Source organism: Prosthecobacter fluviatilis (assembly GCF_055388355.1).
In genome coordinates this window covers 1,204,591-1,217,409 of sequence record NZ_AP043782.1, presented here as the reverse complement: position 1 = coordinate 1,217,409, position 12,819 = coordinate 1,204,591, and the positions used below count along the sequence as shown (strand labels likewise).

The window sequence follows — 12,819 nt, the reverse complement described above, 5'->3', positions numbered from 1 at the left end:
ACGCGCCGTGCGGGTTATTCCCATCACGGCGCGTTGCGCTGATATTAGATGACTGGAATCTACGACTCAGAGAGCCTTGTGGCTGCCATCGCAGAAAGGAGGGTTTTTGGTGTGCTTGCAGTTGCACAGCCAGACCTTCTTTGCCTCGGGCAGGGTGAACTTCTTCGGGCCGAATCCCGTGCCTTTGTGACTGCCGTCACATTTGGGCTGGTGGCCGCTCAGGCCGCAGGCGCACCACCAGTGGTCTCCTGCAGGGAGTTCAACAGCGACGGGTTGTTTATCGTGGATTTTGGGAAGATTTTCCATGGGGTAAATCTGGCAGAACGGACAGGGAAGGTCAAGATGCTGCGCCTCCGTACGCTGGTTTGTTCATTGAACGGTCTCCAGAACCTCCCGCACCAGTGCGGGGCCACGATACACCAGCCCGCTGTACACCTGTGCGAGGGCGGCGCCTGCCTTCAATTTTTCAGCTGCATCTGCCCCGCAAAGAATGCCGCCTACGCCGATGAGGGGAATCTGCTCCTTCAGCAGACTGTGGAAGGCCTGCAGCACGAGGGTGGAGCGCTCGCGCACGGGGGCGCCGCTGAGGCCGCCTGCTTCGCTCTGCAGGCGATGGCCTGTGATGGCGGTGCGATCGATGGTGGTGTTTGTGGCGATGACGCCGTCGATGCTTTGCTCATTGAAGACGCGTGCGAGCGCCTCGATCTGCATGTCAGTGAGATCCGGGGCGATCTTCACGAGAAACGGCACCTGCCTGCCATGCTCCTGCTTCATCGCGGCCTGCTCTTTCTTGAGCTGAGAGATCAGATCCCGGACCGCATCCTCCGCCTGAAGATCGCGCAGGCCTTTGGTGTTGGGAGAAGAGATGTTTACCGCGATGTAGTCTGCCACGGGGTAGGCGGCTTTCAGGCAGATGAGGTAGTCTTTCACCGCATCTTCGTTGGGGGTGTCAAAGTTCTTGCCGATGTTGACTCCGACGACGGCCTTGGTGCGCCGGTTTTTGAGCTTTTGCACGGCAGACTGAATGCCGGGATTGTTAAAGCCCATGCGGTTGATCAAGGCTTCGTGCTCGGGCAGGCGGAAGAGGCGGGGCTTTGGATTGCCTGGCTGCGGGCGTGGTGTGAGGGTGCCTACTTCGACCGAGCCAAAACCAAGCGCTCCCCAGGCCTCCACGGCGCTGGCGGACTTGTCCATGCCTGCGGCGAGCCCGAGCACATTGGGGAAGGTGAGGCCCATCACGCTGCGCGGCCGAGGGGTGCCTGGGACCACAGACTTCAGCATGCCCAGGCGGTGGGCAATGATCATCATCTTTACCGTGAGTGTGTGGGCGCGCTCCGCATCCAGGCGGAAGAGCCAGGGTTTCAGCACGGGGTAAAAGGATTCGATCAATGTCATGCGTCAGGGGGGAGGATGGATTTGACGAGAGCTGCCACGGCTTTGCCCAGCCGTCCATGTGCAGCAGCGTCTAAATGAATGCCGTCGCTGCCGGGTTCGACCAGTGTCTGGGTGTTGAGGAATGCGCAGCCGAGCGCGCTGGCGACTGACTCATAATATTTGGGCAGCCTGCGGCTGTCTTTCTGGCCGTTGGGAAATTTGGCGGCCACGTCTGGCAGGTGCATCTGATCGCCGATGGCCGGCGGGCAGAGCAGCAGGAGTTTTGGGGCTTTGTGGCCGAGGCCCGCATCGCTGCCCAGGATCATCTGAGCCAGCATTTTGACTCCGGTGGCGATCTCTCCGGGGGAGACGCCATACACGGCTTTGAGGTCATTCGTGCCGAGCATCATGACCACCAGATCCAGCGGTTTGTGGGATTCCAGGATGGCTGGCAGGACGGCCCTGCCATTGCGCGCCAGGGCAAAGGGGTCATCATGCACCGTGGTGCGCCCGTTCTGGCCTTCCTCTATGACGCGGAAGCGCGAGCCGAGTTCGCGGGCCAGAATGCCCGTCCAGCGTACGTCGTGCGGGTGGCGTTCGGGGGAGGGGAGGGAGATGCTTTCGGGGACGAAGCCCCAGGTGTTGGAATCGCCAAAGCAGAGAACGTTTTTCATCGGGCGTGCATGATGCCTTTCATCGAGGCGGGGGCAACTGCTCTCCACAAATGTGAATAACTCATCAAATTCCAGCTTGCGCCTCTTTTCGTCTGTGTTAGACATCCTGCCCCCTGCTCCAAAAGCGGGGTTTTGAGTTCCCCCCAGGCTCACCTTTTTTCCCTACTCCTGTATGCGCGTCCGTACCTCCGTTAAACCTCTCTGCGAACTTTGCCGTGTTATCCGCCGCAAAGGTGTTGTCCGTGTTGTCTGCAAAAATCCACGCCACAAACAGCGTCAGGGTTAATCCTTTCACTAAATCCTAATACACTGAATTATGGCCCGCCTGCTTGGAGTCGAAATCCCGAACGAAAAGAAAATCGAATACTCACTGCCGTACATCTACGGCATTGGTCTTCCCGTCAGCCGCAAGATTCTTGCCGCCACCAACATTGACCCGAACATCCGTGCTGGTGAGCTGACCGATGAGCAGATCGCTGCCATCACTCAGACCGTTCAGGCGATGAAGATTCCGATCGAAGGCGACCTTCGTCGTGAGCTGCAGATGCACATGAAGCGCATCCTGGGCATCAACTGCTACCGTGCACACCGTCATCGTCGCGGCCTGCCAGTGCGCGGCCAGCGCACTCACACCAATGCTCGTACTCGCAAAGGTCCACGTAAGACTGTGGGTGCCCAGAAGGCGAAGTAATCTGAATTCAAGCAAAGTCCCACTTTTTACCTACCATGGCTGACGAAACGACCCCCGCCGCACCTGCCGCAGCAGCTCCTGCTCCTGCCGCACCTGCAACCCCAGCTGCTCCTGCCGCACCCGCAGACCAGCGCGCATCCACCAGCGGTGACAAGCAGGTTTCCCAGAGCGTCTGGCTCGAAATCGGTGGCGAAAGCGCCGAGCAGCAGAAAGTCGTCAAGGCCAAGGGCTCCAAGAACATCTCCCAGGGCATTGTGCACGTCTATGCCACCTTCAACAACACCATCGTCACGATCACGGATCGCGTGGGTGGTGTGATCGGCTGGTCCACTGCTGGCAAGATGGGCTTCCGTGGTTCCCGTAAAGGCACCGCATATGCCGCCCAGGTCGTGGCACAGGACGCCTGCCGTCAGGCCATGGGACATGGTCTTCGTGAAGTGGAAGTCCGCCTTCGTGGTCCAGGCTCCGGCCGTGAGTCCGCCGTGCGTGCCGTGCAGGCCCTCGGTGTCGAAGTGACCACCATCAAGGATGTCACCCCCATCCCGCACAACGGCTGCCGTCCGCCGAAAGCTCGTCGCGTCTAATCTCCCAGCTCCTTTCTTCTACTCACTATGGCACGCTACACAGGTCCTCGCGAAAAAATCAACCGCCGTTTCGGCATTGCTCTTTTCGGTCCTTCCAAATCTCTCGAAACCCGTAACTTCCCGCCAGGACAGCACGGTGCTCGCAACACCCGCCGCAAGACTTCTGAATACGGCACCGCCCTCGCTGAAAAGCAGAAGCTGCGCTTTCAGTATGGCCTGATGGAAAAGCAGTTCCGCCGCTTCTTTGCCGAAGCTCAGCGCCGCAAGGGCGTGACCGGTGAGAACCTTCTGCAGATGCTTGAGCTGCGCCTCGACAACGTGGTGTACCGCATGGGCTTTGCCAACACCCGTTTTGCCTCCCGTCAGCTTGTCAGCCATCGTCACATCACGGTGAACGGCAAGGTGGTGAACATCGCCAGCTATCAGGTCAAGCCCGGTGACGTCGTCGCCGCCCGTGCCAGCAGCCAGCGCAGCCAGCAGCTCGTCGGTCGTTTCCTGGAAATGACCCAGGGCACCCCTGCTTCCGACTGGATGACTGTGGATCGTGACAAGATGAGCGGTGTGGTCAATCGCGTCCCAGTGCGCGAGGAGATCAACCCGATCGCCAACGAGCAGCTCGTCGTCGAACTTTACTCCCGCTAATCTTCACGGATTCGGTTTCAAACTTCAAAAGGGACGCTTTCGAGCGTCCCTTTTGCTTTTCTGGCTTCTCTCCCTAGACTTTCCCCATGACCCCGACCCGCCTGGAACTCATTGGCAACGAAGTGGCCCTCGTCTGGAACGACGGCACCGAGCAGTATATCTCCATGGAGCAGCTACGTGCCGCCTCTCCCAGCGCCGAGAACACCGGAGAGCGCGACCTGCTGGGCAAAAAGATCGGCGGCACGGATCAGAAGCACTTTCCCGGCGTCACCGTGAAGGACTGGCGCATGGTCGGCGGCTACGCCATCCAGTTTGACTTTAGCGACGGGCATAACACGGGGCTGTACACCTTTGACTATCTGCGGGCGCTGAACGGCGTTTGATGGCATTGCCATGAACTGGTCGAGCTTTGACGAAGGGAAAACCATCGGGCACGCCGGGTCTGAGAATGGCATGATCCTTCGGGATGAAGAGCACTCAGAAGGTGCACGCATCACCATCGAGCGCGGGGGCAGCATTGCTCCCTGCAGCATCACGTGCGGAATCTATGGGTGGATGGTCCATACGCGCTTTTTCAGCTCAGAGGCGGAGGCGCAGGCAGAGTTTGAGTTAATGCGTGCGGCACTGGAGGAGATCATCCAGGTGATCAATGACAGCACACTTGATGAAGGTCTCGCGCTGGAGGCAGGTGAGCACGCGGTCTCACGGTTTGTGGAGAGGTTTCCCTGAGGGCCATTTATTCCCCCACCACGCTCACCACGATGCTCCGCGTGTGCGGCGCGCGGCGGTGCTCAAAGAGGAAGATGCCCTGCCATGTGCCCAGAGCCAGGCGGCCGTTGACCACAGGAATGACCTCCGAAGTCCGCGTCAGCGCCATGCGCAGGTGGCTGGGCATGTCGTCCGGGCCTTCATAGGTATGCACGAAGTACGGCGTGTTTTCCGGCACCAGATGGTCAAAGAAACTGTGCAGGTCCGTCCGTGCGGATGGATCGGCATTTTCATAGATCACCAGGCTGGCGCTGGTGTGCTGCACGAAAACGGTGGCCGTGCCGGTGCGGATGCCACTGGTGCGCACAATCTCCTGGCAGCGCTCCGTGATCTCATAGGTGCCTTTGCCCCGTGTGGGGAGGGTGAATTGATCAGCGAGAGCGGCCATAGGAGGAAAGGGTGCGCAAGTGAAGCCACGGCAGCAACAACAAAAATGCCATGTGACTCATCATCACATGGCATCTGATTATCTGCTGCGGCAGGTGGCTTACGCCAGCTCAGCCAGCTTGGCCTTCACGGCTTCAAAGTTTGGCAGGTCCTTCGGTGTGGCGGTCTGCTCGGAGTACTGAATGACGCCGTTCTTGTCGATGACGAAGGCGGCGCGGGCGGAGGTGTCGCCGATGCCGGCAAGGCCCGGGAAGAGCACGTCGTAGGCCTTGGTGGTTTCCTTGTTGAGGTCGCTGACCAGAGTGATGCCGATCTTTTCCTTCTGGGCCCAGGCTTCCTGCGCGAAGGGGCTGTCCACGCTGATGCCGATGACTTCGGCGTTCAGGTCGCTGTAGGAGCTGAGGCCTGCGGTGATGTCGCAGAGTTCCTGGGTGCAGACGCCCGTGAAAGCGAGGGGGAAGAAAAGCAGGACGGTGTTCTTGCCGGCAGGGAGCGAGACATCGCTGAGGCCGGAGGCGGATTTGGACTTGAGGGTGAAGCCAGGGGCTTTGGAACCGACGGAGAGTGCCATGGAGGGTATGTGGGTATGGGTTGCGTTCAGGCCGGGTGGCCAGGAGTTCAGGTATCAAGGCCAGACTCGCCTTCAGGTCAAACTAACGTTGCAGTCCTCTGCTTCGGATGCGCTGCCGATTTAGGCCACCAGCGGCAGCAGTTCCTTGATGGGATCTCCAAAGGGCAGGATGGGCATGGGGCGGCCTTGGAAATCATCAAAGGTGTCGTTCGGATCTATGCCCAGGTGCTGGTAAACGGTGGCCCAGAGGTCGTTCGGGCTCAGCGGACGCTCGATGGGGAACTCAGCGCGCGGATTCGTGGCACCGATGACCTGGCCCGTCTGCATGCCGCCGCCGCTGACGATGAAGGACATCGCATTTGGCCAGTGGTCGCGGCCCGGCTGGCTGACGCCCGTCTGGGTGCCGATCTGCGTGTTGATTTTGGGCGTGCGGCCAAATTCGCCTGTGATGATGACGAGCACGTCCTTGTCCAGCCCGCGCTGGTGGATGTCCTCGATCAGCGCGGAGGCTGCCTGATCATACACCGGCATGCGCCAGCGTGCATCCGCATACATGTCGCAGTTCACGGCGTGGCTGTCCCAGTTGTAGGTACAGTTTTTCGGGATGGTCGTTGAGAAGGGATTTTCCCACACCATCGTCACAAAGCGGCAGCCAGCCTCCACCAGCCTGCGTGCCATGAGGCCGCGCTGGCCGTAGGTGCTGTAGCCGTAGCGCTCGCGGGTTTGAGTGGATTCCTTGGTCAGATCAAAGGCATCGCGCACAGCGGGTGTGGTCAGCATGCCAAAGGCGCGCTGGCTGAAGCTGTCCATCGCATCCATCAGGCCGCTGCGGTCCATCTCACGCGTGAGATTGTCCATGCCCTTGAGCAGGTGCATGCGGTCATCCATGCGCGCCTCCATGTCCGGTGTGAGTCCGATGTTCTCCACCTTGAAGTCCTTGGCGCTGGGATCTCCCACCACCATGAAGGGGGAGGCCGAGGGGCCGAGATAGGCCGCACCCATGGAGAAGACATCGATGCCGCTGCGCCCGCGATCCACGCCCGCCACGCAGGTGGGCATGGCCTGCCCGGCGCGCTGGAGCTTGCGTGTGATGATGGACTGCACGGAGGGCGCATCATTCACAAAGCCCACCGGCAGGGCGGGATTGCGTCCGGTCATGAAGCGCTTGTGCCCGCCGCCGTGATCCGCGAACTCGTGATGCACGCTGCGGATGATGTTGAACTTGTCCGCGATTTTGGCCTGCCGTGGAAACAGCTCGCAGATGTGCGTGCCGGGCACATTGGTGCGGATGGGATTGAGCACACCACGATACTCCACCGGCGCATTCGGCTTCATGTCATAGCTCTCCAGCTGCGACATGCCGCCCGGCAGCCACACAAAGATGACGGACTTGTCCTTCAGCCTCTTCCCGGCAGCCTTGGCGATTGTTTCTGCGCGCAGCGTGTCAGCCAGGCTCCAGCCCGTGAGCCCCAGCGTGCCCATGCTGAGAAAGCTGCGGCGCGACATGGGGCCTGCGCAGCGGCGTTGGGAGGCGGAGGATGAGAAGGACATGGCTGGCAGTGAAACATACGCACATGTCTGAAGCGACTTTCATGGGCCAGGCTGCTGCTGTCCTAGTGTCCCGAACTGTCGAACTTCAGCTGCTGCAGGAAGTAATACAGCGCCTGCTTCCACTCGGGAGCATCATGGGCGTGGTCGGTCACGTGCCACACATGGGGCACGTCATGGCTATTGAGCCATGAGTGAAAATCCTGGCTGATGTGGATGAGGCCGTCCTTGCTGCCGCAGGAGAGCCAGAGCAGGTGCAGATGCTTGGCAGCGGTTGCGCTGGGCAGCAGGTCTTCGGATTTGCGGGTGTTCGGTGCGGAGGAAAAGCCGCCCACCCAGGTGAAGAGTTCCGGATGTCCCAGGCCAAAATTGAGCGACTGCCCGCCGCCCATCGAGAGACCTGCCAGCGCACGATGCTCGCGGTCTGCCAGCACCGCGTAGCGTGCTTCGATGGTGGGAATGATGTCCTCCAGCAGATCGCGCTCAAAGAACGAAAACGCGGGCGCGTGCTTGAAGACATCGCCCTTGGGATGGTCGTCCTTCTGCGCGCGGCCGTTGGGCATCACCACGATCATGGGCGCCGCTTTTCCGTCGGCGATCAGGTTGTCCAGCAGCACCTCCGGCTGGGCAAAGCGCTGCCACTCGGTCTCATCGCCGCCGATGCCGTGCAGCAGATAGAGCACGGGCAGCTTTTTCTCCGGCGTGTATCCCGGCGGGGTGTACACATTCATGTGCCGCCGCGTGCCCACGCTCTTCGAGTCATACTCGATCATCGTCACCTTTCCGTGCGGGATGTCCTGCCGCCGCACATCCCAGCCGCTCGGGGGCGGAGGGAAGGCGGGCTTGTCATCCTCATGCAGCACGATGGGGCTCCAGGCCTTGCGCGGCTGGCCGGGCGGCTCCTGCGCAGGCAGCACTGTTAGCATCATCAGCAGGACGTATGTGGTGGGCTTCATCACGTTTTACTTCAGGCTCATGATGAAGGCCTTCACATCCGCAAACTCCTGCGGCTTCAGGATGAGGTTCATCGGCGGCATGGGGCTGATCGGTGTGGCAGTGTAGCCTTCGGCCAGCTTGGCGTTGGGATTCACGAGGCTTTCCAGAATGTAGGCCGCATCCTTTCTTCCGGCGATGCCATCCAGCGCGGGGCCCACGGTGCTGCCCTGGCCTTTGAGCATGTGGCAGTTTTTGCAGGCAGCCACGGGATGCTCCCAGAAGATCTTTTCGCCGCGCTTCACATCGCCGACGAGCTTGGACTCATCATCCTCCGCCTCGGGGATCATCTCCACCAGCTTCACATCATCAAAGTAGGTGTCGCCTTTGCCCACGTGCAGGAGGTTGATGCTCGCCTTGTCGCGGGTCTTGCTGTTGAAGGTCACCTCCACTTCGGTCCAGTCCTGCGTGCGCTTGATCGTGCTCGTCTCAGCGCGGCCCAGGTGGTCATTCAGGCTGGCTTTGCCACGGAAGCCATGGGTCTTGATCCAGGCGCTGAGCTTGTACTCGGTGTTGGGCTTCAGCGCCACATCGGCAAAGAAGCTGGTGTCTGCCTCATCACGGGTGATCACGCGGAAGCCGTTCTTGCCGCTGTGCACCATCTTCTCATCGGTCACGATGCTCCACTCAGCGCCAGCATTCCCGGGCTTTGTGCCGTAGTTGCGCAGCTTCCAGCCGGTGGGTGTTTTGGCATTGGCCACCACTTCTTCAAAGCCGGGGTTGGGCAGCAGGTTGGGTCCTTCCTTGTAGTTCAGCGCCTGGTGCTTGCGGCTCAGCATCTTGGCGGCCTCGGCCAGCCATTCGTCGTTTTTCACCACGGGATCAGAGGCCAGCTTTTTCACCAGCGTCTGGATCTCCGGCGTGGTGGGGAAGTCGGACAGCTTCACAAAAGCCGCAAGGCGTGTGTGCAGATCGGGATCGCTGATGACGCCTGCGCCAAAGAGCAGCGACTGCGCCTTGGCATCGCTGCCCAGGGCACGGATGGCATTGCGGCGCAGACCGGCGTCCTTGCTCAGCAGCGCGGCCTTGTGCGTGGCCTCATCCAGCTGGCCGAGGCCCTGCAGCGTCCACAGCGCGTGGATGGCTGCCGTGGTGTCTGCATCCAGCACGATCTTTTGCAGGCTGGCATCAGCAGCGCCGCTATCCACTTTCTCGCGCTGGGCCTCCAGGCGTGCGTATTGCGTGCTGGCGGTGAGCGCAGGCTTCTCAGCCTTCGGATTCGTGCCCTTGGCCACGATGCGGTAGATGCGCCCGCGGCTGTGGTCGCGCAGGTCATTTTCATGAGCTCCGCCCTTGCCGGTGGTGGCCACAAAGCCGCCGCGCTCCAAGCTCGGGGTGGGATTGTGCTGAATGATAAAATTTTGGAAATCGGCCACCCACACCGCGCCATCAGGGCCCACCTCGGCATGCACGGGGCTGTTCCATTCGTCGCTGCTGGCGTAGATGTTCATGAAGTCGAGCGCCTTCCAGCCTGCGCCATCCGGCTGCACGTCAAAGACGGACACCACCTTCATCGTCGGTTCGCACACCATGGCCTTTCCCTGAAAGCGCCTGGGCAGGTTGCCGCTGTAGATGAAATTGCTGCCGGCTGCTGCGGTGTAGCCGCCAAAGACATCCACCTGACGGAAATTGGGCGTGATGGTGTGGCACATCTCCACCACATTGATCTTCTTGGCCGTCATGCCGCGTGTGTTTTCAGGGTAGGCCGTGGCCGGGATCCCGCCGAAGAAGATGGGTGCGCCATTGGCCGTGCCGCCAAACTGGTCGCCCGCAGCGTTCATGCTGTGGGCCCAGGCGTTGTTGGTAAACTGATGCAGGAACTCGATGGCGCTGCCGTCTGCCTTGAAGCGGTAGGTGCCCATGGCAAACTGGTGCTTCTTGCCGCCCACGTAGCCCTCGATGCCGCTGTAGCCCACGCAGCCGTAGAGCCAGTTGTCGAATCCGTAGTGCAGATTGCTGGCCTGCGCGTGCGTGTCGCGGATGCCCCAGCAGTCGATCACCGTCTCGCGCACGTCGGCCTTGTCATCGCCATCGGTGTCCTTGAGGAAGATGAACTTCGGCGGCTGGCTGACGATGATGCCGCCGCGTGCGAAGACGATGCCGGTGGGGAGATTGAGCTTGTCGGCAAAGACGGTGAACTTGTCGGCTTTGCCATCGCCATCGGTGTCTTCGCAGATCTTGATGGTGTCCTGGCCTTCGCCGCTGTCCGTCACGCCATGCGGGTAGTCGCGCGTCTCCACCACCCAGCAGCGGCCACGCTCATCCCACGCGAAGGCGATGGGCTTGGCGATGTCCGGCTCGCTGGCAAAGAGCTTCAGCTCGCAGTCGGCGGGCACCTGGGTGCGCTCCATGCTTGCCTTCACGCTCATCGGCAGCTGCAGCGTCAGCGGCTCGGGGCGCTTTTCGTAGTTGGCCACCTGCGGGTGCTTCTTGCGCTCCTCGGGGTCGCGCTGTTTCAGAAAGGCCTCGTAGCTGGCTTTGCGCTCAGGGCTTAGTTTGGAAAGGAGCGCATCCTTGCTCAGGTCGCTGCCTGGTTTCACCACCAGGTCGTAGTCACTGGCGGGCAGGTCTTCCTTGGCGTAGTCAAACCAGATGGCGTCGCGACCCAGATCGCGCATGGCTTCATGCAGCTTTCCGGCGGCGGCCTGCTCCTTTCCCTCGGTGTCCAGATACAGCACGCGCACAGGCCCGGTGGGCGCGGCATGGGCTAAAACGGCGGCGGCAAATACAAGCAGGATGGCTTTCATGGTCGGTGATGCAGATTGTCACTCGAAAGAACGCCTCATGGCCAGTCCGGTGTGCGGACAACTTTTGGGTGGAATCGGACGCTGATAAAATGACGGAATGTGCGTTTGGCTTTTCGTGTGATGACGGCATGATCCCGGCCCGTGACTGATTCCAAACGCCTGCGCCTGTTCATGCTCATCTCCCCGCTGCTCAGCGGGATCATTCTGACGTTTGCTTTTCCAGGCTGGAATTCGAACCTGGCGGTGTGGCTGTGGCTGTTTCCGCTGCTGGCGGTGCTGTGGCCGTGGAAGGACGTGGAGCATGTCAAAGTGCGGCCGTTCTGGCGCGGCTATCTGGCGGGCCTGGCTTTTTTCCTCATCAATCTCAAATGGGTGCATCATTCCGCACGGGTGAGGATGGGTGGCGCTGTGGATGACACCTGGGTGGGGCTGGGGCCGGAGCTGCTGGGCTGGGGGGCGCTGCTCGGCCTCGCCGGCTATTGCGCGCTTTACTTTGGCGTGTGGGCGTGGTTCACGCACCGCTTTGCGCGGCCCAGGATTGCCACGCTGACGCAGGACTCTTGGTGGCCCAGCACACTGCATTCGCTGGCCTGCTCCTTTCTGGCGGCGGCGGCGTGGGTGGCATGCGAGTGGCTGCGGAGCATGACGGTCTTCACCGGCTTTGGCTGGAACGGGCTGGGTGTGGCGATGCATGGCAATCTGCCGCTGATCCAGGCTGCGGATCTTGTGGGTGTCTTCGGACTCTCATTCCTGCCAGTGTTTGTGGCCTGCACGGCCTGGAACACACTGACACGGCTCATCCTGGCGTATCGCGGGGAGGGGAAATGCAAGACGCGGCTGGACTTCACGGTGGCCCTGATCCTCATGCTCATCACGGCGGGTTATGGCATGCTGAAGCTCACCGCGAAGGAGCAGGACTCGATCACGGTGCGCACGGTTTTGATCCAGCCCAATGTCTCGCTGGTGGATGCGATGACGGGCCGGATCGCAGAGCAGGTGTATCAGCACCTCGATCAGTTCACGCGCATGTACGGCACGGCAAAAGAGGGGAAAACCGCCACAGACCTCATCATCTGGCCGGAGAGTGCGCTGCCAATTCATCTGGAGTACCAGGGGCCGATTCTGCCGGCGGACTACCACAAGAACTACTTCAATGACATGCTGCGTGCAGGAGACTACAGCCTGCTGTTTGGCACGGAGCTGTTTGAGGGAGAGCATGCCGGGCATGTGTCCGCCGTGCTGGCGCGCGGAAGCATCGAGCACCGGCAGGATTACCACAAGGTGCACCTCGTGCCTTTTGGCGAATACCTGCCGCTGAAGAACATCCCGCCGTTTTCCCTGTTTCAGAGCATGTTTGAAGGGGCCTTCACACCAGGGGTGAAAACCGAGCCGCTGAAGCTGGAAAAGCCGGAGGTGCAGATCATCCCGCTGATCTGCTTTGAAGACACCGTGGGCCGGCTGGCGCGCCGCTTTGTGCGCGAGGCACCGCAGATGATCGTGAACATCACCAACGACGGCTGGTTTCTGCAGAGCGAGGAGCCGGAGGTGCACATGATCAATTCTCTCTTCCGCGCCATCGAGCTCAGGCGGCCCATGGTGCGTGCGACGAACACGGGTGTGAGCTGCTTCATCGACACCTGCGGTCGCGTCACCTCAAAGCTCAGCGATCCTGAGACGGGCTCCTCATTCATCGAAGGCACACTGCCCGGAGAGGTGAAGGTGCCGCGCTCGGGGCAGATGACGCTCTACGCACGCTACGGCGACTGGTTTGCACTCTCGCTGCTGGGCGTCTGCGTGATCGTGTGGATGCTGGGATGGAAGAAGCGGTGACTGTGCAGGC

At 60.9% G+C, this 12,819-nt stretch carries 15 protein-coding genes; 7 read left to right on the top strand and 8 right to left on the bottom strand.

Going from position 1 to position 12,819, the window contains the following annotated elements:
- Positions 1-66: 66 nt before the first annotated feature.
- From ACZ5WW_RS04535 to ACZ5WW_RS04525, 3 genes are all read right to left on the bottom strand, one after another.
- Positions 67-306, bottom strand: a complete 240-nt coding sequence (locus ACZ5WW_RS04535) for a CDGSH iron-sulfur domain-containing protein (protein WP_377167301.1) — start codon at positions 304-306, stop codon at positions 67-69.
- Positions 307-369: 63 nt separating this feature from the next.
- Positions 370-1,395, bottom strand: coding sequence for a quinone-dependent dihydroorotate dehydrogenase (locus ACZ5WW_RS04530; protein WP_377167303.1), 1,026 nt, complete (start codon positions 1,393-1,395; stop codon positions 370-372).
- Positions 1,392-2,048: an SGNH/GDSL hydrolase family protein gene (locus tag ACZ5WW_RS04525; protein WP_377167305.1), complete on the bottom strand. Its 657-nt coding sequence runs from the start codon at positions 2,046-2,048 to the stop codon at positions 1,392-1,394. Before ACZ5WW_RS04525 ends, ACZ5WW_RS04530 begins: the two co-directional genes overlap by 4 nt.
- Before the next feature lie 172 nt (positions 2,049-2,220).
- Between ACZ5WW_RS04525 and rpmJ the strand changes: the two genes are divergently transcribed.
- The 6 genes from rpmJ (at position 2,221) to ACZ5WW_RS04495 (ending at position 4,694) form a co-directional block, all read left to right on the top strand.
- On the top strand, positions 2,221-2,334 hold the full coding sequence (rpmJ, locus tag ACZ5WW_RS04520) for a 50S ribosomal protein L36 (protein WP_133796336.1): 114 nt from the start codon (positions 2,221-2,223) through the stop codon (positions 2,332-2,334).
- A 30-nt stretch (positions 2,335-2,364) separates the two neighbouring features.
- Positions 2,365-2,739 (top strand): 30S ribosomal protein S13, encoded by a 375-nt coding sequence (gene rpsM, locus ACZ5WW_RS04515; RefSeq protein WP_377167307.1) that lies wholly within the window; start codon positions 2,365-2,367, stop codon positions 2,737-2,739.
- 35 nt (positions 2,740-2,774) lie between these two features.
- Positions 2,775-3,323 (top strand): 30S ribosomal protein S11, encoded by a 549-nt coding sequence (gene rpsK / locus ACZ5WW_RS04510; protein WP_377167309.1) that lies wholly within the window; start codon positions 2,775-2,777, stop codon positions 3,321-3,323.
- A gap of 27 nt (positions 3,324-3,350) precedes the next feature.
- Complete coding sequence (rpsD, locus tag ACZ5WW_RS04505) at positions 3,351-3,965, top strand: 30S ribosomal protein S4 (protein ID WP_377167311.1); 615 nt, start codon at positions 3,351-3,353, stop codon at positions 3,963-3,965.
- Between the two features lie 86 nt (positions 3,966-4,051).
- Positions 4,052-4,348 (top strand): gamma-butyrobetaine hydroxylase-like domain-containing protein, encoded by a 297-nt coding sequence (locus ACZ5WW_RS04500; RefSeq protein WP_377167313.1) that lies wholly within the window; start codon positions 4,052-4,054, stop codon positions 4,346-4,348.
- Between the two features lie 10 nt (positions 4,349-4,358).
- On the top strand, positions 4,359-4,694 hold the full coding sequence (locus tag ACZ5WW_RS04495; protein WP_377167315.1) for a hypothetical protein: 336 nt from the start codon (positions 4,359-4,361) through the stop codon (positions 4,692-4,694).
- 7 nt (positions 4,695-4,701) lie between these two features.
- On the opposite strand, the gene ACZ5WW_RS04490 is transcribed toward ACZ5WW_RS04495, so the two are convergent.
- The 5 genes from ACZ5WW_RS04490 to ACZ5WW_RS04470 all read right to left on the bottom strand — a co-directional run bounded on the left by ACZ5WW_RS04490 (position 4,702) and on the right by ACZ5WW_RS04470 (position 10,979).
- Positions 4,702-5,121, bottom strand: coding sequence for a secondary thiamine-phosphate synthase enzyme YjbQ (locus ACZ5WW_RS04490; RefSeq protein ID WP_377167317.1), 420 nt, complete (start codon positions 5,119-5,121; stop codon positions 4,702-4,704).
- A 99-nt stretch (positions 5,122-5,220) separates the two neighbouring features.
- Positions 5,221-5,691: a redoxin domain-containing protein gene (locus tag ACZ5WW_RS04485; protein WP_377167319.1), complete on the bottom strand. Its 471-nt coding sequence runs from the start codon at positions 5,689-5,691 to the stop codon at positions 5,221-5,223.
- Between the two features lie 120 nt (positions 5,692-5,811).
- Positions 5,812-7,242, bottom strand: coding sequence for a DUF1501 domain-containing protein (locus tag ACZ5WW_RS04480; RefSeq protein WP_377167321.1), 1,431 nt, complete (start codon positions 7,240-7,242; stop codon positions 5,812-5,814).
- Positions 7,243-7,304: 62 nt separating this feature from the next.
- Positions 7,305-8,195: an alpha/beta hydrolase gene (locus ACZ5WW_RS04475; protein WP_377167323.1), complete on the bottom strand. Its 891-nt coding sequence runs from the start codon at positions 8,193-8,195 to the stop codon at positions 7,305-7,307.
- 6 nt (positions 8,196-8,201) lie between these two features.
- Positions 8,202-10,979, bottom strand: a complete 2,778-nt coding sequence (locus ACZ5WW_RS04470) for a PVC-type heme-binding CxxCH protein (protein ID WP_377167325.1) — start codon at positions 10,977-10,979, stop codon at positions 8,202-8,204.
- Between the two features lie 141 nt (positions 10,980-11,120).
- On the opposite strand from ACZ5WW_RS04470, the gene lnt reads away from it, so the two are divergent.
- Positions 11,121-12,809 carry an apolipoprotein N-acyltransferase gene (lnt, locus tag ACZ5WW_RS04465; RefSeq protein WP_377167327.1) on the top strand — a complete coding sequence of 563 codons (1,689 nt, stop codon included), beginning with the start codon at positions 11,121-11,123 and terminating at the stop codon, positions 12,807-12,809.
- Positions 12,810-12,819 lie beyond the last annotated feature (10 nt).

What these genes read in the sequence shown, in the direction of transcription:
- ACZ5WW_RS04535 (WP_377167301.1), bottom strand. Translation starts at nt 306, where the DNA reads ATGGAAAATCTTCCCAAAATCCACGATAAACAACCCGTCGCTGTTGAA.
- ACZ5WW_RS04530 (WP_377167303.1), bottom strand. Translation starts at nt 1,395, where the DNA reads ATGACATTGATCGAATCCTTTTACCCCGTGCTGAAACCCTGGCTCTTC.
- ACZ5WW_RS04525 (WP_377167305.1), bottom strand. Translation starts at nt 2,048, where the DNA reads ATGAAAAACGTTCTCTGCTTTGGCGATTCCAACACCTGGGGCTTCGTC.
- rpmJ (WP_133796336.1), top strand. Translation starts at nt 2,221, where the DNA reads ATGCGCGTCCGTACCTCCGTTAAACCTCTCTGCGAACTTTGCCGTGTT.
- rpsM (WP_377167307.1), top strand. Translation starts at nt 2,365, where the DNA reads ATGGCCCGCCTGCTTGGAGTCGAAATCCCGAACGAAAAGAAAATCGAA.
- rpsK (WP_377167309.1), top strand. Translation starts at nt 2,775, where the DNA reads ATGGCTGACGAAACGACCCCCGCCGCACCTGCCGCAGCAGCTCCTGCT.
- rpsD (WP_377167311.1), top strand. Translation starts at nt 3,351, where the DNA reads ATGGCACGCTACACAGGTCCTCGCGAAAAAATCAACCGCCGTTTCGGC.
- ACZ5WW_RS04500 (WP_377167313.1), top strand. Translation starts at nt 4,052, where the DNA reads ATGACCCCGACCCGCCTGGAACTCATTGGCAACGAAGTGGCCCTCGTC.
- ACZ5WW_RS04495 (WP_377167315.1), top strand. Translation starts at nt 4,359, where the DNA reads ATGAACTGGTCGAGCTTTGACGAAGGGAAAACCATCGGGCACGCCGGG.
- ACZ5WW_RS04490 (WP_377167317.1), bottom strand. Translation starts at nt 5,121, where the DNA reads ATGGCCGCTCTCGCTGATCAATTCACCCTCCCCACACGGGGCAAAGGC.
- ACZ5WW_RS04485 (WP_377167319.1), bottom strand. Translation starts at nt 5,691, where the DNA reads ATGGCACTCTCCGTCGGTTCCAAAGCCCCTGGCTTCACCCTCAAGTCC.
- ACZ5WW_RS04480 (WP_377167321.1), bottom strand. Translation starts at nt 7,242, where the DNA reads ATGTCCTTCTCATCCTCCGCCTCCCAACGCCGCTGCGCAGGCCCCATG.
- ACZ5WW_RS04475 (WP_377167323.1), bottom strand. Translation starts at nt 8,195, where the DNA reads ATGAAGCCCACCACATACGTCCTGCTGATGATGCTAACAGTGCTGCCT.
- ACZ5WW_RS04470 (WP_377167325.1), bottom strand. Translation starts at nt 10,979, where the DNA reads ATGAAAGCCATCCTGCTTGTATTTGCCGCCGCCGTTTTAGCCCATGCC.